Source organism: Streptomyces kanamyceticus (genome assembly GCF_008704495.1).
In the GTDB taxonomy this organism is placed as follows: Bacteria; Actinomycetota; Actinomycetes; order Streptomycetales; family Streptomycetaceae; genus Streptomyces; species Streptomyces kanamyceticus.
The window spans coordinates 65,228-87,206 of record NZ_CP023699.1; the positions used below are offsets into that span (position 1 = coordinate 65,228).

The window sequence follows — 21,979 nt, forward strand, 5'->3', positions numbered from 1 at the left end:
CCGCGCCCCGAGACGATCAGCGCCCGGGGACGACGCCGTGGCCGTCGAGCCGACGGGCCACCTCCCAGGCGAGCAGGGCGCCCATGCTGTGCCCGAAGAGGACCAGCGGTGCGTCGGCCGCGTGCTTCAGCGCCTCGGTGATCCGGTCCGCGAGCACCGACAGGTCCTCGATCAACGGCTCGGCCCGCCGCTCCTGGCGGCCCGGGTACTGGACGGCGAGCACCTCCACGGAAGCGTCCTGCCGTGCGGCCAGCTCGCGGGCGAGCGGCTGGAAGTACGTCGCCGAGCCGCCCGCGTGCGGAAAGCAGATGAGCTGGGCCCGCTCACCCGTCGGCCCCGCCGGGGTGTAGCGCGTGAGCCAGGGACCGGCCTCGCGGTGCCAGTCGGTCATGATGTCCCTCCTCGGGTTCGTCGGCCGGGGCCGCGCAGCCAGTCCTCGACGGCGCGGGCGGTGTGCGCCGCGTGGTCGCCCTCGAGCATGGAGAAGTGGTCACCGGGCACCTCCACGAGCGTGTGCTCCGGCTCCCAGTTCACCCGCCACCCGTCGCTCTCCGGCGCCGCGGCGCCGGGGCCGCCGACCGGTTCGGTGGCACGCACGAGGAGAGTGGGGGCGGCGATCCGTGGCACGGAGTAGTCGAAGCCCGCGTAGCGGGCGCGTGCGGTGATCCAGGCCTCTCCCCCGCCGTCGCCCGCCTGTTCGATGCGCTCCTTGCGGCCGAGCAGGGACGTCTGGACCGTGTCGCCCCACTCCTCGCCGAGACCGTTGCGGCCGCCCCAGGTCGGGGTGTCGAGGAGGATCAGGGCCTCGGGCCCGGCCTCTCTGCCCTCCAGATACGTGGTCACCACACTGGCGATCGAGCCGCCGCCGGAGTGGCCGAGGAGCGCGAACCGCCGCCCGCCCGCGGCCCGCAGAGCCGCGTCGCCGAGCGCCTCGGCCAGCGCGCCGACGGACGTCGGCAGCGGCTCTCCGGTGAGGAAGCCGGGCAGGCCGACCATCGCGGCGGCGCGGCTGCCGCGGAATCCGGTGGCCAGCCGCGAGTACTGGTAGAAGTTCTGCTGCCATACGAACGACGGGAAGCAGATCAGGACCGGCTCGTCCGCGCCGTCGCACAGCCAGACCGTGCGCGGCGCCCGGTCCAGCTCCGCGAGCGTGCTGAATCCCGGCCGGTAGTCGGCCAGTTCGGACATCAACCGGTGCGCCTGGGCGGCCTTGCCCTCCTGGCAGGCGCGCACGAAGAGACCGCCGAGTCCTTCGGCACTCCCGTAGGACGGCGCGGCGTCCGTGACCGGCTTGCCGAACTCACCGGCCAGGAAGTCGGCCAGGTGCTCGGCGGTGGGGTGGTCCAGGACGATGGTGCTGGGCAGAGTGAATCCCGTGGCGTCGCAGACCCGTACGGTGAATTCGACGGCCGACATGGAGTCGAAGCCCATGTCGGAGAAGTCCCGGCCGGGGGCGATCTCGTCCGCCGACGCGTGGCCGAGGGCTCCGGCGGCGTACTGGCGTATCAGCGTGAGCAAAGGACCGCGCCGCGCCTCCTCGTCGAGGCCGCGCATCCGCTCCCCCAGCGATTCCCCGGACGCTTCCGGGTCCGCGGCGAGCGGCACGGGTGCGGGACTTCCGGCCGCGGTCGTCCCCGGCGCGGGCCCGCCGTTACGGGATCCGGCCAGGGCGGCGACTGCTCCGGAGGCCACCGGATCGGCCATGTTCTCCAGCCAGAAGCGACGGCGCTGGAAGGCGTACGTGGGCAGGTCGACGCGCTGGGCTCCGCTGCCGTCGAAGACCTTCTCCCAGTCGAGGGGGACACCCTTGACGTGGGCCGTGGCGACGGCCGTGAGCGCGCAGCGGGCCTCGGGACGGGACCGGCGCAGGGTGGGCACGAGGGCCACGTCGGCGGCGCGCCCGCCCAGGCAGTCCCTGGCCATGGCGGTGAGCACCGCGTCGGGGCCGAGTTCGACGAAGGCGGTCACGCCCGCGTCGGCCAGGGTGCGCACCCCGTCCAGGAAGCGCACGGCGCCACGGACGTGCCGCACCCAGTACTCGGGGTCGCACACCTCGCCGGCCGTGAGCTGCCTGCCGGTGACGTTCGAGACGAGAGGGAGCTGCGGAGGGGCGTACTCCAGACGGGTCGCGACAGCGCGGAAGTCGTCGACGATCGCCTCCATGCGCGGCGAGTGGAAGGCGTGGCTGACACGCAGCCGCTTCGTCTTGCGGCCCTGGCCCGCGAAGTGCGCGGCGACCTCGGCGACCGCCTCCTCGTCACCCGAAACGACCGTGACCGCGGGGCCGTTGACGGCCGCGACGGACATCTCGGACGCCCGCCCTTCGAGCAGCGGGACGACCTCGGCCTCCGATGCCTGGAGCACGTGCATCGCCCCTCCGGCGGGCAGCCGCTGCATCAGGGTGCCGCGGGCCGCCACGAGCTCGGCCGCGTGCTCCAGGGAGAGCACTCCGGAGACGTGCGCGGCGGACAGCTCGCCCACCGAGTGGCCGATGAGGTGGCCGGGGCGCACCCCCCACGACTCCCACAGCCGGTGCAGGGCCACCTGGAGCGCGAACGTTCCCGTCTGGGTGAACACCGTCTCGTCCAGGAGGGCCGCCTCGGGCGATCCTTCCGTCGCGAACACGACGTCGCGCAGCGGTCGCGGCAGATGGCGGTCGAGTTGGGCGCAGGCGGCATCGAACGCCGCCGCGAACACCGGGAACGCCTCGTACAACTCCTTTCCCATGCCCGCCCGTTGGGCGCCCTGTCCGGTGAAGAGGAACGCCGTCTCGACGCGCTGCGCGGCCGTGCCCTCCACCAGGCAGCCATCGAGAGACCCCTCGGCCAGTGCGCGCAGGGCGCGCAGCGCCTCGTCGCGGTCCTCGGCGATCACGACGGCACGCTCGCCGAGGGCCGCCCGCGTGGTCGCGAGGGAGTAGCTGACGTCCAGCGGCGCTAGACCGGGGTCCTCGGCCAGCGCCTGCTCCAGGCGGGCGGCCTGGGCCCGCAGGGCCGGTACGGTCTTGGCGGCCACCGGCAGCAGGAACTCCGCGGGCCGGGGTCCTGCGGCCGCGGGACGTGCGACGACCGCGGCGTCGGCCGGTGCCTGTTCGACGATCACATGGGCGTTGGTGCCGCTGATGCCGAACGCGGAGATTCCGGCCCGCCGGGGGCGTCCGCCGATCTCGGGCCACGGCCGGGTCTCGGTGAGCAGTTCGACCGCGCCCGACGACCAGTCGACGTTCGGCGTGGGCTCGTCGACGTTCAGGGTCTTGGGCAGCACGCCGTGCCGCAGCGCCTGCACCGTCTTGATCAGGCCCGCCATGCCCGCGGCCGTGCCCGTGTGCCCGATGTTCGACTTGATGGCGCCGAGCCACAGCGGCCGGTCGGCGTCACGGTCCTGGCCGTAGGTGGCGAGCAGGGCCTGCGCCTCGATCGGGTCGCCGAGGGTGGTGCCGGTGCCGTGTGCCTCGACGGTGTCGACATCGGCCGAGGTGAGGCCCGCGTTGTCCAGGGCGGCGCGGATCACCCGGCGCTGGGCGGGGCCACTCGGCGCCGTCAGACCGTTGCTCGATCCGTCCTGGTTGAGGGCGGAGCCACGGATGACGGCAAGCACCTGGTGGCCGTTGCGCCGGGCGTCGGAGAGGCGTTCCACCACGACCGCGCCCGCGCCCTCGGCCCATGCCGTGCCGTCCGCGGCCGCGGCGAACGCCTTGACCCTGCCGTCCGACGCGAGCCCCCGCGTGCGGGTGAACTCCACGAAGAGCGCCGGGATCGGCATCACCGTGACGCCGCCGACCAGCGCGAGCGGACAGTCGCCCGCGCGCAGCGCGTGCGCGGCCTGGTGCAGCGCCACCAGGGAGGAGGAACACGCCGTGTCGATGGTGACGGCGGGGCCCTCCAGACCCAGCGCGTAGGAGATCCGGCCCGAGGCGACGCTCGTGACGTTGCCGGTCATCGAATAGCCCTGGATCTCCGCGGGCACGAACGGCACGTCGCTGGCGTACGCCGAGTAGGACGTGCCCACGAACACGCCCGTCCTGCTGCCCTTGAGCGACAGCGGGTCCATGCCCGCCCGCTCGAACGCCTCCCAGGCCGTCTCCAGCATCAGCCGCTGCTGCGGGTCCATCGCCAGCGCCTCGCGCGGGCGATGCCGAAGAAGTCGGCGTCGAAGAGCGAGACCCCTTCCAGGAAGCCGCCCTCAGCGGTCCGCGGCGAGCCGTCCGCACGGGTGCCGAGAATCGCTTCCAGATCCCAGCCCCGGTCCTGAGGGACCGGGATCATCATGTCCTTGCCTGCCGCGAGCAACTCCCACAGCTGTTCGGGGGAGTCGGCGCCGCCGGGGAATCGGCAGGCCATCCCCACGATCGCGATCGGCTCGGTGGCCGCCGCGACGAGATGCTGGTTGTGCTTGCGCAGCCGGTCCGCCTCCGTCAGGGCCGCGCGCAGCGCCGCGACGATCTCCTCCGTCGACCTGGCCATCACACGTTCTCCGTTTCTCTCTCGTCGGGTGCCTCGGCAGGACGGCGGGGGCTCATGCGTCGCCCTCGCCGAGCGCGGCGCGGACCAGGTCGTCCACGTCCATCGAGGAGATCGCCCCGCTCTCCGCCGTCTCGGCCGCCTCGGTGTGCGTCGGTTCCTCGGCGAGCTGCCGCAGCAGGTCCAGGACGCCCGAGCCGCGCAGCTTCGCCACCGGGATCGAATCGAGCAGCCTGCGTGCCTCCGCCTCCTCCGGATCGACGGCCGGGCCGTTGTCCGCCTCGGGGACGAGGCGCTGATGGAGGTGGGCGGCGAGTTCGACGGGGGTGGGGAAGTCGAAGATGAGCGTGCTCGGCAGGGTGAGGCCGGTGACCGTGGTGAGCCGGTTGCGCAGTTCCACGGCGGTGAGCGAGTCGAGGCCGAGTTCCTTGAACGCCCGGTCGGCGCCGACCGGTTGGGCATCCGCGTGCCCGAGGACGGCGGCGGCGTTGGAGCGGACCAGGTCGACGAGCAGGGCCCGCTGTTCCGGACCGCCGCGACCGGCCAGGCGCGCCTCCAGCGTCGCCGTCCGCCGCGCGCTCTCGCGGGCGGTGGGCAGCGCGGCGCGGACCAGGCCGCGGAGCATGCTGGGCAGCGCGGTGGTGGCGGCCTGGGCGCGCAGTGCCCCCAGGTCGAGGCGGGTCGGCACGAGCAGCGGTCGGCCCGCCGCGCGGGCTGCGTCGTACAGTGCCATGCCCTCCCGCGCCGCGATGGGCAGCACGCCCGAGCGGCGCATGCGGGTCACCAGCGTCTCGTCGAGCTGTCCGGTCAGCTCGCTGGTCTCGCCCCAGAAGCCCCACGCCATGGAGACGGCCGGCAGTCCCCGGGCGCGCCGGTGGTGTGCCAGCGCGTCGATGAAGGTGTTGGCCGCGGCGTAGTTGCTCTGCCCCGGGTTGCCGAGGACGCCCGCGCCCGCCGAGTACAGGACGAACTCGGCGAGGTCCAGGTCCCGGGTCAGTTCGTGGAGATGGACGGCCGCGTCGACCTTGGGGCGCAGCACGTGCTCGACGTCCCGCTCGGTGAGCGAGCCGATGAGCCCGTCGGCCAGGGCGCCCGCCGCGTGCACGACCGCGGTCAGCGGATGCTCTGCGGGGATGTCCTCGAGCAGCGCGGCCAGGGCGGCGCGGTCCGCGGCGTCGCACGCCGCGATGTTCACCGAGGCGCCCGCCGCGACCAGTTCGGCCCGGAGTTCCTCGGCGCCGCTCGCCTTCGGGCCGCGGCGGCTGGTGAGCACCAGGTGCCGCACGCCGTGCTCGGCCACCAGGTGCCGGGTAAGGAGACCGCCGAGGGTGCCGGTGCCGCCGGTGATGAGGACGGTGCCGTCGGGGTCCAGCGGCTTGGGCACCGTCAGGACGGCCTTGCCGGAGCCCGCGGTTTCGCCGAGGGCGCTCAGGAGCCGCGCGGCCTGCCGGATGTCGTGGCCGTGCACCGGCAGCGGACGCAGCACCCGCCGGTCGAAGAGCTTGACGAGGTCGGCCAGGATCTCGGCGATCCGGTCAGGGTCGACGGACGCGAGGTCGTAGGAGTGGCGGCGCACCGACGCGGCCGTCGCGCCGCTGTCGTCCGAGCCCGTGGAGCCCGTACCGGGCCCGCCGTCGACGGCGGGCTCCGCGAGCCGTCCGCCGCGCGGCAGCACCCTCAGCAGACTCTCTCGGTGAGCGGCCACGAGGGCGGCGTCCTGGCACGGCTCGGCGTCGAACACTACGTCGACGCCGCGGCCGCCGGTGGCCGCCAGGACCGCGTCCGCGAAGGACGCCCTGGCCGATGAGGCCGAGTGCGCCTCGTCGAATCCCATGCCGCGCAGCAGGTACCGGGTCTCCTCCTGGGCCGTCGCGTAGACGTCGGCGCCCCGGTAGCGGGCCAGCTGCACCGCTGCCCGGCCCGTGGCACCGGTGGCGTCGTGCACCAACAGGGTCTCGCCGTCGGCGAGTTGAGCGCCATCGAACAGGGCGAGGTAGGCGTGGACGAACGCCTTCGGTGCCGCGGCGGCCTGCTCGAACGACCAGCCGCGCGGGACCCGGGCGACGAGCCGGTGGTCCACGACGGCGAGCGGGCCGAAGGCCCCGTCGGGCAGCAGGCCCATCACCCGGTCGCCTGCGGTGAGGCGGGTCACGCCGGGCCCCACCTCGGTGATCACACCGGCGCCCTCACCCCCGAGGACGGTGCGCCCCGGCAGGAGGTCGGCCGTCTCGACTCCGGCGGCGCGCACGGAGATCCGCACCTGTCCGGCGGCCAGCGGCGCGAGGAGTTCGGGGTGCGCCAGCGCCGTGACGCCCTGGCCCGCCCCGGCGTCGGTGGTGGCGGCGAGCCGCCAGGCGGCCGTACCGGGCGGCGGGGTGAGGGATCCGGCGGCGGTACGGGCTAGGCGCGGGACGCGCACCTCGCCGTCACGCACCGCGATCTGCGGTTCGTCGGCGGCCAGCGCCGTACGGACCGCGGCGGCGAGTACCGCCCGGGACTCCTGGCGTTCGTCGAGGTCGACCAGGAGGAAGCGGCCGGGGTTCTCGCCCTGGGCGGAGCGGAGCAGTCCCCACAGCGGGGCGTGCGTGAGGTCGCTGACGTCCTCGTCGGGTGCGGCGGCGATCGCGCCGCGCGTCACCGCCACGAGGCGGCAGGGGCGCAGCCGTTCGTCGCCGAGCCATTCCTGGGCGAGGCCGAGCGTCTCGGTGAGCGCCCGGTGCGCCGAACCCGCGAGATCGTCGTGGGAGTCCGGCGCGGCGTACGAGGCGAGGACCACATCGGGCGCCGTCGCGCCCGCGTCGATCGCGGCGCCGAGTTCCGCCGCGTCGGCGTACGAACGGCCGAACGCACCGGCTCCCTTGAGGGCGGGTATCAGGCCGAGGCTGTCGTCCCCGAGCACCGCCCAGTCCGCGCCGGTGTCGGACGCCGCGCTCTCGGCGGCCGCGACGCCGGTGGGCTGTCCCGACCATTCCACGTGGAACAGGGAGTCCCGCTCGGCTCGGGAGACCGTGGGAACCTGGTCGGCGGTCAGGGCGCGCAGTTCGACGGATCCGATCGTGGCCAGCGGCTCGCCCGTGGTGTCCGCGAGGGACAGCGTGAGGGTGTCAGGGCCCGTGGCCGTGATCCGTGCCCGCGCGGAGGTCGCGCCGACGGCGTGCAGCGCCACCTCGCGCCAGGCGTGCGGGGTGAGGGCGGACGCGTCGCCGTCCAGCAGCCCGCCGTGTGCCGCGGCGCGCAGGGTGAGGTCGAGCAGTGCGGGGTGCAGGCCGAACCGGCCCGCTTCGTTGCGCAGTCGCTCCGGCAGGACGACGTCCGCGCAGAGGGCGTCCCCGTCCCGCCAGAGGGCCTGGACGCCCTGTTCCTCCGCGGTTTCGGGGACATCGAGCGGGCGCGCGCCGGGTGGCGGCCACGCGGCCGACGCGTGGAACGGGGCGGTCGCAGGGGACTGGGCGAGGACACCGGTGGCGTGCCGGTTCCACGGGCTGTCCGGCTCGGCGTCGGCGTCACGCGCGTACACCCGCAGCTCGTGGCGGCCGCTCTCGTCCGGTGCGGACACGGTCAACTGGATCTGCGTGCCGCCCTGTTCGGGCAGCGGCAGCGGTTCGGTCAGCGTGAGTTCGTCGACCTGGCCGCAGCCCGCCTCCCGTGCCGCTCGCAGCGCGAGTTCCGCGAGCGCCGATCCTGGCAGCAGCCCATCGACGCCCGAACCGGCCGCCCAGGGCTGGGACTTGGCGCAGAGACGTCCGGTCAGCAGGATCCGGTCCTCGTCCGCGAGCCGCACGGCCGCGCCGAGCAGGGGGTGTCCCCCGCCGTCGAGCCCCAGTCCCGCCGGGTCGGCCGTGTCGTATTCGGCGTCCAGCCAGAAGGTCCTGTGCTGGAAGGCGTAGGTGGGCAGACCCACGAGGCCGGCGCCGGAACCGGCGTACACCTCCCGCCAGTTCACCGCCAGGCCGTGCGCGTACCCCTGGGCCAGGGAGGTCAGGAAGCGCTCCGGGCCGCCCTCGCCCCGGCGCAGTGACCCCACCGCCACCGCCTCGACCCCGGCGTCCTCGGACGTCGCCTCCACACCCATCGTCAGCACCGGGTGCGCGCTCGACTCCACGAAGAACCGGAAACCGTCCGCCAACAGGGACCGCACCGCGCCCTCGAAGTCGACCGGACGACGGCAGTTCTCGAACCAGTACGCGGCGTCGAGACCTTCCGTGTCCAGCACGCCACCGGTCACCGTCGAATAGAACGGCACCTCGCCGCGCCGGGGCTCGACACCGGCGAACAGCTCGAGAATCCGCTCCCGCAGGCGATCCACCTGATCGCAGTGCGACGCCACGGTGGAGCCCACGACGCGGGCCTTGATGTCCTCGGCCTCGCACTGGGCGACGAATTCCGCCAGGGCCCCGGTCTCCCCGGCCACCGTCGCGGCCCCCGGGCCGTTGCGCCCGGCCACCACCAACCGTCCGTCCCACCGTGCGAGGCGCTCCTCCACCACGTCGGACGACAACGCCACCGAGGCCACCGCACCGCGTCCGACCAACTCCTCGGCGAACAGGGCGCTGCGCAGCACGACGATCCGCGCCGCGTCCTCCAACGACAACGCGCCCGCCACGTGGGCCGCCGCGATCTCGCCCTGGCTGTGGCCGACCACCGCCGCGGGCTCCACGCCGAGGGACCGCCAGAGCCCCGCCAACGCCACGTGCACCGCGAAGAGCACCGGCTGCAACACCTCGATGCGCTCCAAGGACGGCGCGCCCTCCACGCCCCGCAGCGCATCCGTCGCGGACCACTCCACATGCGCCCGCAAGGCGCGCTCGCACTCCGCGAAACGGCCCGCGAACACCGGGGAGGAATCGAGCAGTCCGACCGCCATTCCCTCCCACTGCGACCCCTGCCCCGGAAACACGAACACGGGGCGGGCGGCTCCGGGGCGGACGCGGCCCATGATGACGTTCGGGGCGGGTGTGCCGTCGAGGAGTGCCGCGAGGCCCGCCCGCGCTCCGTCGAGATCGGCGGCGAGGATCACGCCGCGCTGTTCCAGGTGCGCCCGCGTCGAAGCGAGGGACCGGCCGATGTCCGCGGGGGCGTGCCCTTCGCCGTCCTGGCCGATGTGCGCGGCAAGGCGCTCCGCCTGGGCGCGCAGGGCGGGTTCGGTGCGTCCTGACAGGGTCCAGGGCACGACGCCCAGGTCGAGGGGGCGCGGGCGCTCGGCGGCCGGTTCGGCGGTGGCCTCGGGTTCCTCGCCGGTCGCCGCGGGTGCGGAGGGCGCTTCCTCCACGATCACGTGCGCGTTCGTGCCGCTGATGCCGAACGCGGAGACACCGGCCCTGCGCGGTCGTCCGTCGGCCGTCCACTCGACGGGCTCGGTGAGCAGCTCCACCGCGCCGGACGACCAGGCGATGTGCGGAGAGGGGGCGTCCACGTGCAGGGTGCGGGGCAGCATGCGGTGGCGCAGCGCCATCACCATCTTGATGACCCCGGCGACACCGGCGGCGTGTGCCGAGTGCCCGATGTTCGACTTGATGGCACCGAGCCGCAGCGGCCGGTCGGCGGGCCGCTCCTGGCCGTAGGTGGCGAGCAGCGCGTGGGCCTCGATGGGGTCGCCCAGGCTGGTGCCCGTGCCGTGTGCCTCGACGGCGTCGACCTGGTCGGGCGAGAGACGGGCATCGGCGAGGGCGGCGCGGATCACGCGTTCCTGGGAAGGCCCGTTGGGCGCGGACAGGCCGTTGCTCGCACCGTCCTGGTTGACGGCCGAGCCACGGATGACGGCGAGGATGTTCCTGCCGTTGCGCTGCGCGTCCGACAGGCGCTCCAGGAGGATCAGGCCCGCGCCCTCCGAGGGGCCGAAGCCGTCGGCCGCGGCCGCGAACGCCTTGCAGCGCCCGTCGGGGGCGATGGCCCGCTGCCGGCTGAAGGTGATGAACCCGGCAGGGGTGGGCATCAGGGCGACGCCGCCCGCGAGCGCCAGTGAGCAGTCTCCGGTGCGCAGCGCCTGGACGGCCAGGTGGATGGCCACCAGCGAGGAGGAGCACGCGGTGTCGACGGTGATGGCGGGGCCGACGAGGCCGAGGCTGTAGGCGACCCGGCCCGAGATGACGCTGGCGAAGGAGCCGGTGCCCGAGTACCCCTCGAGGCCCTCGGGGATGCGCTGCCTGCCGGTGATGTAGTCGATGGTCGCCGTACCGGCGAAGACACCGGTGCGGCTGCCCTTCATCGATGTGGGGTCGATGCCCGCGCGTTCGAGGACCTCCCACGACGTCTCGAGGAGCAGCCGCTGCTGGGGGTCCATCGCCAGCGCCTCGCGGGGGTTGATCCCGAAGAACTCCGCGTCGAACTCGCCCGCGTCGTGCAGGAACCCGGCCTCACGGGCATAGGTCCTGCCCTCGGCGTCCGGGTCGGCGTCGTACATGCCGTCCAGGTCCCAGCCCCGGTTGTCGGGGAACGGCGAGATCGCGTCGCCGTCGGCGGCGACCAGGTCCCACAGCGCCTCCGGAGAGGCGGCGCCGCCCGGGTAGCGGCAGGCCATGCCGACGACCGCGATGGGTCCGGGCTCCTCCAGGTCCCGGATGCGGCGCCGGGCCTTGCGCAGGTCGTTGGTGGTCCGCTTGAGGTACTCCCGGAGCTTGGTCTCGCCGGCCTTGGCTGCCGTGCTCGCCGTGTTCTCGGTCATGCGTCACACCTATTCGTGATGAGGTTCGGCCGGTCGCGGAGCGTTGCCCGGGGCGGCGTCACGGCGAGTCCAGTTCGTCGTCGAGCAGCGCGAACAGCTCGGCGTCGGACGCGTCGTCCACGACGGCGCCGTCGTCGGCGTCCGTCGCGGACTCCGTGGCCGCGCCCGTGTCCTGCCACTTGGAGACCAGGGCGCGCAGCCGGTTGGTCACCTTCTCGCGGGTCTCGGCGTCGTCGGCGCCGATGTCGAGCAGCGCGCTCTCCAGGCGGTCGAGTTCCGCGAGGGCGGGCGGCACCACCTCGGCCTCCCCCGGCGCCAGCTGCTCGCGCAGGAACGCGGCGGTCTCGTCGAGCGTGGGGTGGTCGAAGACGAGGCTCGCGGGCAGTTGCAGTCCGGCGGCGGCCTGCAGCCGGTTGCGCAGTTCCAGTGCGGTCAGCGAGTCGAAACCGAGCTCCTTGAAGGGCCGGTCGGGATCGATCGCCTCAGGGGTGGCGTGCCCGAGGACCGAGGCGACGTGGCCGCGTACGAGCTCGACGAGGCGGTGGAGCTGCTCCGCCGCGGGCAGGCCGCTCAGGCGCTCCGCCCAGTCGGATCCTTCGGCCGCGCTCTGCGTCTGCTGTGCCGTCCTTCGGGTCGAGGGCCGGTGCACCAGGCCGCGCAGCAGGTCGGGCAGGGTGCCGTCGGCGGCCCGGGTGCTCAGGGCGGCACTGTCGAGGTGTACGGGCATCAGCAGCGCCTCGTCGAGCGCCCCTGCCGCGTCGAGGAGCGCGGTGCCCTCGTCGGCGGTCAGCGGCAGGATCCCGGCGCGCGCGAACTTCGCGATGTCCGCCGCCGCGCCCATCTCGCCGCTCTGCTCCCACAGGCCCCAGGCGAGGGACTGGGCGGGCAGTCCGTGGGCGCGGCGCCACTGGGCGAGGGCGTTCAGATGCGCGTTGGCGGCGGCGTAGTTGGCCTGGGCAATGCTGCCGAGCACGCCGGACGCGGAGGAGAACAGGACGAACGCCGACAGGTCCGTGTCCTGGGTGAGGTCGTGCAGGTGCGTGGCCGCGGCCACCTTCGGCGCGAACACCTTCCGTACGTCATCGGCCGTCAGTGCCTCCACGGGCGCGTCCGCGAGGACACCCGCGCTGTGCAGCACCGCGGTGAGCGGCCGATCGGCGGGGACGGCCGCCAACAGCCTTTCCAGTGGGGCCCGTTCGGCGACGTCGCAGGCCTCGATGGTCACGGTCGCGCCGAGCGAGGTCAGTTCGCCTTCGAGTTCGTCCGCCCCGGCCGCGCCACGGCCGCTGCGGCTGACGAGCAGGAGGTGGCGTACGCCGTGGTGCTTGACGAGGTGGCGGGCGACGACGCCGCCGAGCCCGCCGGTGCCGCCGGTGATCAGGACGGTGCCCTCGGGGTCCAAGGGCCGCGGGGCGGCCGCCGGGTCGGCACCCGCCGCCCGTACGGCCCTGGGCACCAGCACGGACCCGGCGCGCAGGGCGAACTGGGCCTCGCCGGACGCGACGGCGGCGGGCGCGGCGCTCGGGAACAGCGCGAGCGAACCCTCGTCGGCGTCCAGGTCGACCAGGGCGAACCGGCCGGGGTGTGCGGCCTGCGCCGAGCGCACCAGACCCCACAGTGCCGCGTGCGCGAGGCCGTCGACGGTGTCGGCGGCGGTGGCCGCGACCGCTCCCCTGGTGGCGACGACCAGCCGGGAGGCGGTGAACCGCTCGTCGGCCAGCCACTCCTGCACGAGCGCGAGCAGGCGGGTCGTGGCGTCGAGCGCCTCTTCGCTGTCGGACCGCTCGCCGTGCGGGCCGTACGAGACGAGGGTCAGCTCGGGCGCGGGCAGCCCGGCGTCGACGGCCCCGGCGAGCTCGCCGAGGTCGTCGTAGAACTGCGGGAAGGCGCCCGACTCCTCCAAGGCGTCGGTGAGTTGGAGCGCGTCGTCGCCGAGCACCACCCATTCGGCGCTCTGGCCCGCCGCCGGCACGGGCTGCCACTCCAGGCAGTACAGGGCGTCGCGGGTCGCGTCGTCCGGGCGGCGCAGTTCCGCCGCGGTGATCGGGCGGGGGCGGACGGATTCCACGGAGCCGACAGGACGCCCTGTCTCGTCGGCCAGGGTGACGCTCACCGCCCCGTCCGCGAGCGTGCGGAGGTGGACGCGCAGCGCACCGGCGCCCACGGCGCGCAGTCGCAGGCCGCTCCAGTCCGTCCAGAGCAGGCCGGTGCGCTGTTCGAGGCGGGCGGGCTGCAGCGCGGCGTCGAGCAGGGCGGGGTGCAGCCCGTACGACGCGGCCTGCCCGACGTGGTCCTCGGGCAGCGCGACTTCGGCGTAGAGGTCGGATCCCTTGCGCCAGACGGCGGACAGGCCCCCGAAGGCCGGTCCGTAGCCCTGCCCCGCATCCGACATGCGCTGCTGGAAGTTGGCCACGCTGACCGGCTGGGCGCCGGTCGGCGGCCACACGCTCCACTCCCCCGCTCCGTCGGGGATGTCGTCCTGTTCCGGGGCGAGGAGTCCGGTCGCGTGCCTGACCCACGGCTGTGTCGTCCCGTCGGACTCGGCCCTGGCGTAGAGGGCGAGCGCGCGGCGACCGGTGTCGTCGGGTGCGGCCACGGTCAGCTGGAGCTGGACCCCGGCGCCGTCGGGCAGGGTCAGCGGCTCCTCGACGGTGAGGCTCTCCACCAGCGCGGTACCGGCCCGCTCGCCCGCGTCCAGGGCGAGTTCGGCGAAGGCGGCACCGGTCAGGACGGTGGTGCCGTGCAGGGTGTGGTCGGCGAGCCAGCTGTCGGTGCGGGCCGAGAGGCGTCCGGTGAGCAGCAGTTGGTCACCGGAGGCGGCCTCGACGGCCGCGGTGAGCAGCGGGTGCCCCGTGCCGGTGAGCCCGAAGTCCGCGGCATCGCCGGGGGCGGTGTGTGTGATGTCCAGCCAGTAGCGCTCGTGCTGGAAGGCGTACGTGGGCAGCTCGGTCCGTTGTGCTCCCGTCCCGGCGAACAGCTTGTGCCAGTCGACGGGAAGGCCGCGCACGTAGCCCTCGGCGAGCGAGGTGAGGAAGCGGTGCGGGCCGCCCTCGTCGCGGCGCAGGGTGCTCAGGGCGACGCCGTCGGCTCCCGCGGCCTCGAAGGTCTCCTGGAGGCCGACGGCGAGCACCGGGTGGGGGCTCGCCTCCACGAAGTACGCGACTCCGTCGGCGAGCATGGCGCGGACGGTCTGGTCGAAGCGCACCTCGCGGCGCAGGTTGCTGTACCAGTACTCGGCGTCGAGGCCGCTGGTGTCGAGCAGTCCCGCGGTGACGGTCGAGTAGAACGGGATGTCGCCGGTCCGGGGCCGGACGTCGGCGAGGTCGCGCACGAGTCGGTCGCGGATCCGTTCGACATGGGCGCTGTGGGAGGCGTAGGCGGCCGGGATGCGCCGGACCCGGATCTCGTCCACCTCGCAGTCGGCGAGCAGTTCGTCGAGCGTGCCCTGGTCGCCGGAGACCACGGTGGAGTTGGGGCCGTTGAGCGCGGCGATGGAGATCCGGTCGCCCCAGGGCGCGATGCGCTCGGCGACCTGGTCGGCGGAGAGGGTCAGGGTGGCCATCCCGCCCTTGCCCGACAGTTCCTCGGCGGCCGCGATGGCGCGCAGCGCCACCACCTTGGCCGCGTCGTCGAGCGAGAGGGCGCCCGCCACGGCCGCGGCGGCGATCTCGCCCTGGCTGTGTCCGACGACGGCGACGGGCTCGACGCCCACCGAGCGCCACACCTCGGCGAGCGAGACCATGACGGCCCACAGCGACACCTGTACGACGACCACGTCGTCCAGCGAGGGGGCGTCGGCGCCGCCGCGGACCACGTCGAGCACGGACCAGTCGACATACGGGCGCAGTGCGGTGTCGCACTCGGCGAGGCGGCGCGCGAACACCGGTGTGGTGTCGAGCAGTTCGGCCGCCATGCCCACCCACTGGGACCCCTGGCCGGGAAAGACGAACGCGACGCGTGCCGCTCCCGGCCGGACCGTGCCGGTGACGACGTCGACGGCGGGGACGCCCTGGGCGAGTGCGGAGAGACCGGTCAACGCCTCGGTGCGGTCGGCCGCGAGGACGACGGCCCGGTGTTCGAGTCCGCCGCGGGACAGGGCCAGGGAGGCCCCGATGTCGAGTCCGGGGAGGTCGGGGCGGTCCTGGACGTGGGCGGCGAGGCGGTCGGCCTGGGCGCGCAGCGCGCCACCGCTCCGGCCGGAGAGGGGCCAGGGCACGACGGCATCGACCAGGCCGGTGGCCGCCGTGCCCGCGCCCTTGTCCCCGTCCTCGCCCTTGTCCTGGGCCGGTTCTTCCGCCGGTGCCTCCTCCAGGACGAGGTGGGCGTTGGTGCCGCTGATGCCGAACGCGGAGACGGCCGCCCTGCGCGGGCGCCCGGCGTCGTGCCACTCGCGGCGCTCGGTCAGCAGCCGCACGGCGCCGGACGACCAGTCGACCCGCGGGGTGGGGGCGTCGACGTGGAGGGTCGCGGGCAGCACGCGGTGACGCAGCGCCTCGACCGTCTTGATGACACCGGCCACACCGGCGGCGGCCTGGGTGTGCCCGATGTTGGACTTGACCGAGCCGAGCCACAGCGGCCGGTCCGCGGGGCGGTCCTTGCCGTACGTCGCGAGGAGCGCCTGGACCTCGATCGGGTCGCCGAGCGTCGTGCCCGTGCCGTGCGCCTCCACCGCGTCGACCTCGTCGGCGGTCAGCCTGGCGTCGGCGAGCGCGGCTTCGATCACGCGCTGCTGCGCGGGCCCGTTGGGAGCGGTCAGTCCGTTGGAGGCGCCGTCCTGGTTGACCGCGGAGCCTCGGATGACCGCGAGCACCCGGTGTCCGTTGCGGCGGGCGTCCGACAGGCGCTCGAGGAGGACGAGGCCCGCGCCCTCGGAGAAGCCGGTGCCGTCGGCCGCGGCCGCGAAGGCCTTGCAGCGGGCGTCGGCCGCGAGGACCTGCTGGCGGCAGAACTCCACGAACTCCATGGGGCTCGGCATGACCATCGCCCCACCGGCCAGCGCCAGGGTGGTCTCCCCCGCGCGCAGGGACTGGACCGCCCAGTGCAGGGCGACCAGCGAGGAGGAGCAGGCCGTGTCGACGGTGACGGCGGGGCCCTGGAGGCCGAAGGTGTAGGAGACGCGCCCGGAGACGACGCTGTTGGCGGAGCCCGTCATGGTGTAGCCCTCGAGGCCGTCCGGGATCTGCTCGACGTCGGCGCCGTATCCGGTGTAGGAGGCGCCCACGAAGACGCCGGTGCGGCTGCCGCGGAGCGTGGCGGGGTCGATGCCTGCCCGCTCGAACGCCTCGTAGGAGGATTCCAGGACGAGCCGCTGCTGCGGGTCCATGGCGAGCGCCTCGCGCGGCGAGATGTTGAACAGTTCCGCGTCGAAGGCGGCGGCGCTGTCCACGAACCCGCCCTCCGGGGCGATTTCCTTGCCCTCGGGGTCCCGCAGTCGCAGCCTTTCGAGGTCCCAGCCCCGGTCGGTGGGGAACCCGGAGATCGCGTCGCCGCTGTCGTCGACGAGCCGCCACAGCCGCTCGGGGGATTCGGCGCCGCCGGGGTAGCGGCAGGCCATGCCGATGACGGCGATCGGTTCGTGGCTCTGCTCCTCCACGGTCTTCAGGCGTCGCTGGGTGCGGCGCAGGTCGGCCATGACCTTGTTGAGGTAGTCCCGCAGCTTCTCGTTGTCACTCATCGTCGTGTTCGTGTCCGTCGCGTCCGTAGGGGTCGTCGTGTCCGTCGCGTTCGTCGTGTCAGTCATCTGCGGCGCCGCCTGTTCCCAGTTCGCGATCGATGAGGGCGAACATCTCGTCGTTGGTCACGGTCGTGAACTCGGTTTCGTCGGTCCCGTGTTCAGGGGTTTCCGCGGTGCTGTCCGCGGTCCATTTCCACAGCAGGCGTTCCAGCCGCTTGACGGTCCTCGCGCGCGCCTCGGCGTCGGCGGGAACCGTCGCGAGCGAGGCTTCGAGGAGGTCGAGTTCCGCCTCTCCCGGCTGCGGGCCCCCACCCTGGCCGAGCCCCATCTGCTCCCACAGGTGGTGGGCCACGGCATCGGGGGTGGGGAAGTCGAAGACCAGCGTGGAGGGCAGCGTGAGGCCGGTGGCCGCGCCCACGCGGTTGCGCAGTTCGACCGCCATCAGGGAGTCGAAGCCCAGCTCACGGAACGGTCGGTCCGGGTCGATGGCGTCCTTGGCGTCGCCGGTGAGGGTCACGTGGCCCATGACGACACCCGCGTGCGAGCGGACCAGTTCGAGCAGTTCGTGCTCCTGCTCGTGGCGGGTCGCGCCGAGCAGCCTGGTCCGCAGCCCGTCGGCGGGCTCGCCCCCGGTGTCCGGATCCGGTCCCCGCACGCTCGCCGCCAGCGCCCGTACGGCTTCGGGGATCTGCTGGAAGAGCGCGGTGGGGCGTTTGCCGTGGAAGACCGGCGCGAACCGCTCCCAGCGCAGGTCGATGAGGACGGCGGTGGCCTCCTCGCGGTCGAGGACGTGGGAGAGGGCGGCGGCGGCCGACTGGGGGTCCATCGCCTCGATTCCTTCGAGGCGGCCGCGGGCGCCGACGGCTCCGGCGGCCATGCCGGTCTCCGCCCAGGTGCCCCACGCGACGGAGGTCGCGGGCAGTCCCTGGGCGCGCCGGTGCTCGGCGAGCGCGTCGAGGAAGGCGTTCCCCGGCGCGTAGTTCCCGAGCGCGGGCAGTCCGAAGGTGGCGCCGAAGGAGGAGCACAGCACGAACGCCGAGAGGTCCATGTCCCGGGTGAGTTCGTGCAGGTGGACCGCGCCCCGCGCCTTCACGCGCAGCACGCGCTGCACCTGCTCGGGGGTGAGCGAGTCGATCACCCCGTCGTCCAGGACCGCGGCCGCGTGGATCACCGCGGTCAGCGGCAGGTCGTCGGGAACGCCCGCGAGCACGTCGGCGATCGCGTCGCGGTCCGCCACGTCGCAGGCGACGAGGGAGACCCTGGCGCCGAGCGCGGTCAGTTCCTCGCTCAGCTCGGCGGCGCCCGGCGCGGCCGGGCCGCTCCGGCTCGCCAGGACCAGATGCTCGGCCCCGTCGCGCGCCAGCTGCCGGGCCAGGTGAGAGCCGATGCCGCCGGTGCCGCCGGTGATGAGCACGCTGCCGCGCGGTTGCCAGGAGCGGCGCACGGGGGTGTCGGCGAGCGGGGCGCGGACGAGCCGCCGCCCGTAGAGGGTGCCGTCGGCGCGTACGGCGAGGTGGTCCTCGTCGGCGGGGGCGGTGAGCGCGGCCCGCAGCCCGTCCACCGCCGGGTCGGTGACATCGGCGGGCAGGTCGATCAACCCGCCCCACAGCAGCGGGTGTTCCAGCGCGACGACCCTGCCGAGGCCCCACAGGTGCGCGGCCGCCGGGTCGGTGAGCGGATCTCCCGCGTCGACGGAGACGGCTCCACCGGTGACGCACCACAGGCGCGGCGCGACCGGTAGTTCCCCTGAGACGTCGACCAGTGCCTGGGTGAGGGCCAGGGTCGCGGCGAGCGAGGCGGGCACCGCGGTGTGGTCGGGGTGGGGGCGCCGGTCGAGGCCGAGCAGCGAGAGGATTCCGGCGGGCGGTCCTTCCCGGCCGGTGCAGGCCTCGCGCAGCAGCCCTGCCAGGTGGGCCCGGTCGGCCGTCGCCGGATCCACGGCCAGCCGCTCGACCCGTGCGCCGAGCTTCTCCAGTGCCTGTACGGTTCCGGCGGCCCAGTCGTCGTACTCCTCGCCCTGCGGAACGGGCAGCAGCCAACGGCCTTCCAGCGCCGGGGTCTCGGCGGTGGCGAGCGGGTGCCACGCCACGCGGTAGCGCCAGCGGTCGGCGCGCGATCGCGACCGGCTGCGGCGCCGCCACGACGACAGGGCGGGCAGTGCCTCGCTCAGCGGCCGGTCGGCGGCGACCCCGAGTTCGGCCGTGATGTCGGCCAGGTCGCCGCGCTCCACCGCGGCCCAGAAGTCGGCGTCGTCGCCCTCGTCACCGTGCCGCTCGGCGGCGGGCGCGTCGGCATCGGCCTCCTCCAGCCAGTAGCGCCTGTGCTGGAAGGCGTACGTCGGCAGGTCCATGTGCCGGGCTCCGGTGCCCGCTCCGGCGAAGACCGCGGCCCAGTCGACGGGCAGTCCCCGTACGTACCCCTCGGCGAGCGCCGTGACGAAGCGGCCCGTGCCGCCCTCGTCGCGGCGGAGCGTGGCGAGGGCGACGGCGTCGCTGCCGGTGTCCTCGAAGGTCTCCTGGAGGCCGACGGTGAGCACCGGGTGCGCGCTCGACTCGACGAAGTGGCTGAAGCCGTCGGCGAGCAGGGCGCGGACGGTGTCGTCGAAGCGGACGGTCTGCCGCAGGTTGGTGATCCAGTACTCCGCGTCGAGCGCCGAGCTGTCGAGGGCCGAGCCGGTCACGGTCGAGTAGAAGGGGATGTCGGAGGTGCGCGGCTCGATGTCCCGCAGCGCGTCGACGACCCGGTCGCGGATCGCGTCCACCTGCGCGGAGTGCGAGGCGTAGTCCACCGCGATGCGTCGCGCGCGCACCCCGTCCGCGTCGCAGGAGGCGATCAGCTCGTCGAGGGCGACGGGTTCGCCGGAGACCACGGTGGAGGAGGGGCCGTTGACCGACGCCACCGAGATGCGCTCGCCCCAGGGTGCGATCCGGTCGCGTACGCCGTCCGCGGGCAGCGCCACCGACACCATGCCGCCCTTGCCGGAGAGTTCCTCGCGGATGGCGCGGGCCCGCAGGGCGACCACCTTCGCCGCGTCCTGGAGCGACAGCGCTCCGCAGACGGCGGCGGCGGCGATCTCGCCCTGACTGTGACCGATCACCGCGGCGGGTTCGACCCCTGCGGAACGCCACAGCTCCGCGAGGGACACCATGACCGCCCACAGCGCGGACTGCACCACCTCGACGTCGTCGAAGGAGGGCGCGCCTTCGCCGCCGCGGATGGCCTCGGTCACCGACCAGCCGGTGAGCGGCCGCAGCGCGGCGTCGCAGGCGGCGAGCCGTCGGGCGAACGCCGGTGCGGTGTCGGCGAGTCGGGCCGCCATGCCCTGCCACTGGGAGCCCTGCCCGGGAAAGACGAAGGCGACCCGGCCGCCGGGGGCCGCGACCGAGGTGAGGACTCCGGGCGCGGGTGTGCCCTCGGCGAGGGCGGTGAGCGCCGCGAGGGCACCGTCCCTGTCGGCGGCCAGGACCGCACCCCGGTGTTCCATCGGGGACCGGGTCAGCGCCAGGGAACGCCCGATGTCCGCAGGGGCGGCCGAGGTCCGCGCCCCGGCGAACGCGGCGAGCCGCGCGGCCTGGGCCCGCAACGCGGTCTCCGAACGGGCCGACACCAGCCAGGGCACCAGCTCCCCGGTGAGTCCGGACGCCTCGACGGCGACGGAGTCGGCGTCGGCACTGGCATCAGCGTCGGCACTGGCATCGGCACCCGGCGCTTCCGGTACGGGCTGCCCCGGGGCCTCCTCCAGGACGACGTGGGCGTTGGTGCCGCTGATGCCGAACGCGGAGACACCGGCGCGGCGCGGCCGGTCCTGCCGCGCGGGCCACGGCGTGGGCTCGGTGAGCAGCCGTATCGCCCCTGAGGACCAGTCGACGTGCGGCGTCGGCTCGTCGACGTGGAGGGTGCGCGGCAGCAGGTCGTGCCGCATCGCCTCCACCATCTTGATCACTCCGGCCACGCCCGCCGCCGGACCCGCGTGCCCGAAGTTGGACTTGATCGACCCCAGCAGCAGCGGCCGGTCCCTGGGCCGGTCCTTTCCGTAGGTGGCGAACAGCGCCTGCGCCTCGATCGGGTCGCCGAGCGTGGTGCCGGTGCCGTGCGCCTCGACCGCGTCCACGTCGTCGGCGGTGAGCCTGGCGCTCGCCAGTGCCGCCCTGATGACGCGCTCCTGGGCGAGGTCGTTGGGGGCCGAGAGCCCGTTGCTCGCGCCGTCCTGGTTGATCGCCGAGCCGCGGATCACCGCGAGGACCGGGTGGCCCGCCCGCCGCGCGTCGGAGAGCCGCTCGACGAGGAGCACTCCGGCGCCCTCGGCCCAGTTGGTGCCGTCGGCCTCGGCGGCGAAGGCCTTGATGCGACCGTCCGGGGCCATGCCCCGCTGGCGGCTGAACTCCACGAAGGCGTCCGGCATGGGCATCACCGCGACCCCGCCGGCCAGGGCCATGGCGCAGTCGCCGGACCGCAGCGCCTGCACCGCGAGGTGCAGGGCGACCAGCGAGGAGGAGCAGGCCGTCTCCACGCTCACGGCCGGGCCTTCCAGGCCCAGCGTGTACGCGACACGGCCCGAGGCCACGCTGGACATCGTGCCCGTGACCACGTACCCCTCGACGGGCTCGGGGGTCTCCCGCAGCCGGGACACGTAGTTGGTGGCCACGATGCCGGTGTAGACGCCGACGCGGGTGCCCTTCGCGGTGGCGGGGGCGATGCCCGCGCGCTCGAACGCCTCCCACGAGATCTCCAGCATCAGCCGCTGCTGCGGGTCCATGCCGAGTGCCTCGCGCGGGGTGATGCCGAAGAAGGGCGCGTCGAAGTCCCCGGCGCGGCTGAGGAATCCGCCGTTGCGGACGTAGCTCGTGCCCCGCACCTCGGGGTCGGGGTGGTAGAGCGCGTCGAGGTCCCAGCCCCGGTCGGTGGGGAAGGGGCTGATGGCGTCGCGGCCTTCGGCGACCAGCTCCCACAGCTCTTCGGGGGAGTCCGCGTCGCCGGGGTAGCGGCAGGCCATGCCGACGACGGCGATGGGCTCGCTGTCCGCTGCCTCGGCCTCGTGCAGCCGGTGCCGCGTCAGGCTCAGGTCGGCCGTGACGCGTTTGAGGTAGTCGCGGAGCTTTGCCTCGGTAGTGCCGTTGGACATGGTGTCCCTCTGTCTCCTTCGGCGAACGGTGGGCAGGGGCGCCCGGCGGTCGTGTCCCCTGG

At 74.3% G+C, this 21,979-nt stretch carries 4 protein-coding genes and 1 pseudogene; all 5 read right to left on the reverse strand.

Going from position 1 to position 21,979, the window contains the following annotated elements; genetic code table 11:
- Positions 1–16: 16 nt before the first annotated feature.
- The 5 genes and pseudogenes from CP970_RS00295 to CP970_RS00315 all read right to left on the reverse strand — a co-directional run bounded on the left by CP970_RS00295 (position 17) and on the right by CP970_RS00315 (position 21,953).
- Positions 17–391, reverse strand: coding sequence for a thioesterase II family protein (locus tag CP970_RS00295; RefSeq protein ID WP_150492820.1), 375 nt, complete (start codon positions 389–391; stop codon positions 17–19).
- Positions 388–4,463 (reverse strand): annotated as a pseudogene (locus CP970_RS00300) (type I polyketide synthase). The gene CP970_RS00295 and the pseudogene CP970_RS00300 overlap by 4 nt, the downstream one beginning before the upstream one ends.
- Positions 4,464–4,515: 52 nt before the next feature.
- Complete coding sequence (locus CP970_RS00305; RefSeq protein ID WP_055546183.1) at positions 4,516–11,121, reverse strand: type I polyketide synthase; 6,606 nt, start codon at positions 11,119–11,121, stop codon at positions 4,516–4,518.
- Positions 11,122–11,179: 58 nt separating this feature from the next.
- Entirely contained in the window at positions 11,180–16,861 is a 5,682-nt protein-coding gene (locus tag CP970_RS00310) for a type I polyketide synthase (protein WP_420855554.1), read from the reverse strand.
- Entirely contained in the window at positions 16,854–21,953 is a 5,100-nt protein-coding gene (locus tag CP970_RS00315) for a type I polyketide synthase (protein WP_450262631.1), read from the reverse strand. The genes CP970_RS00310 and CP970_RS00315 overlap by 8 nt, the downstream gene beginning before the upstream one ends.
- Positions 21,954–21,979 lie beyond the last annotated feature (26 nt).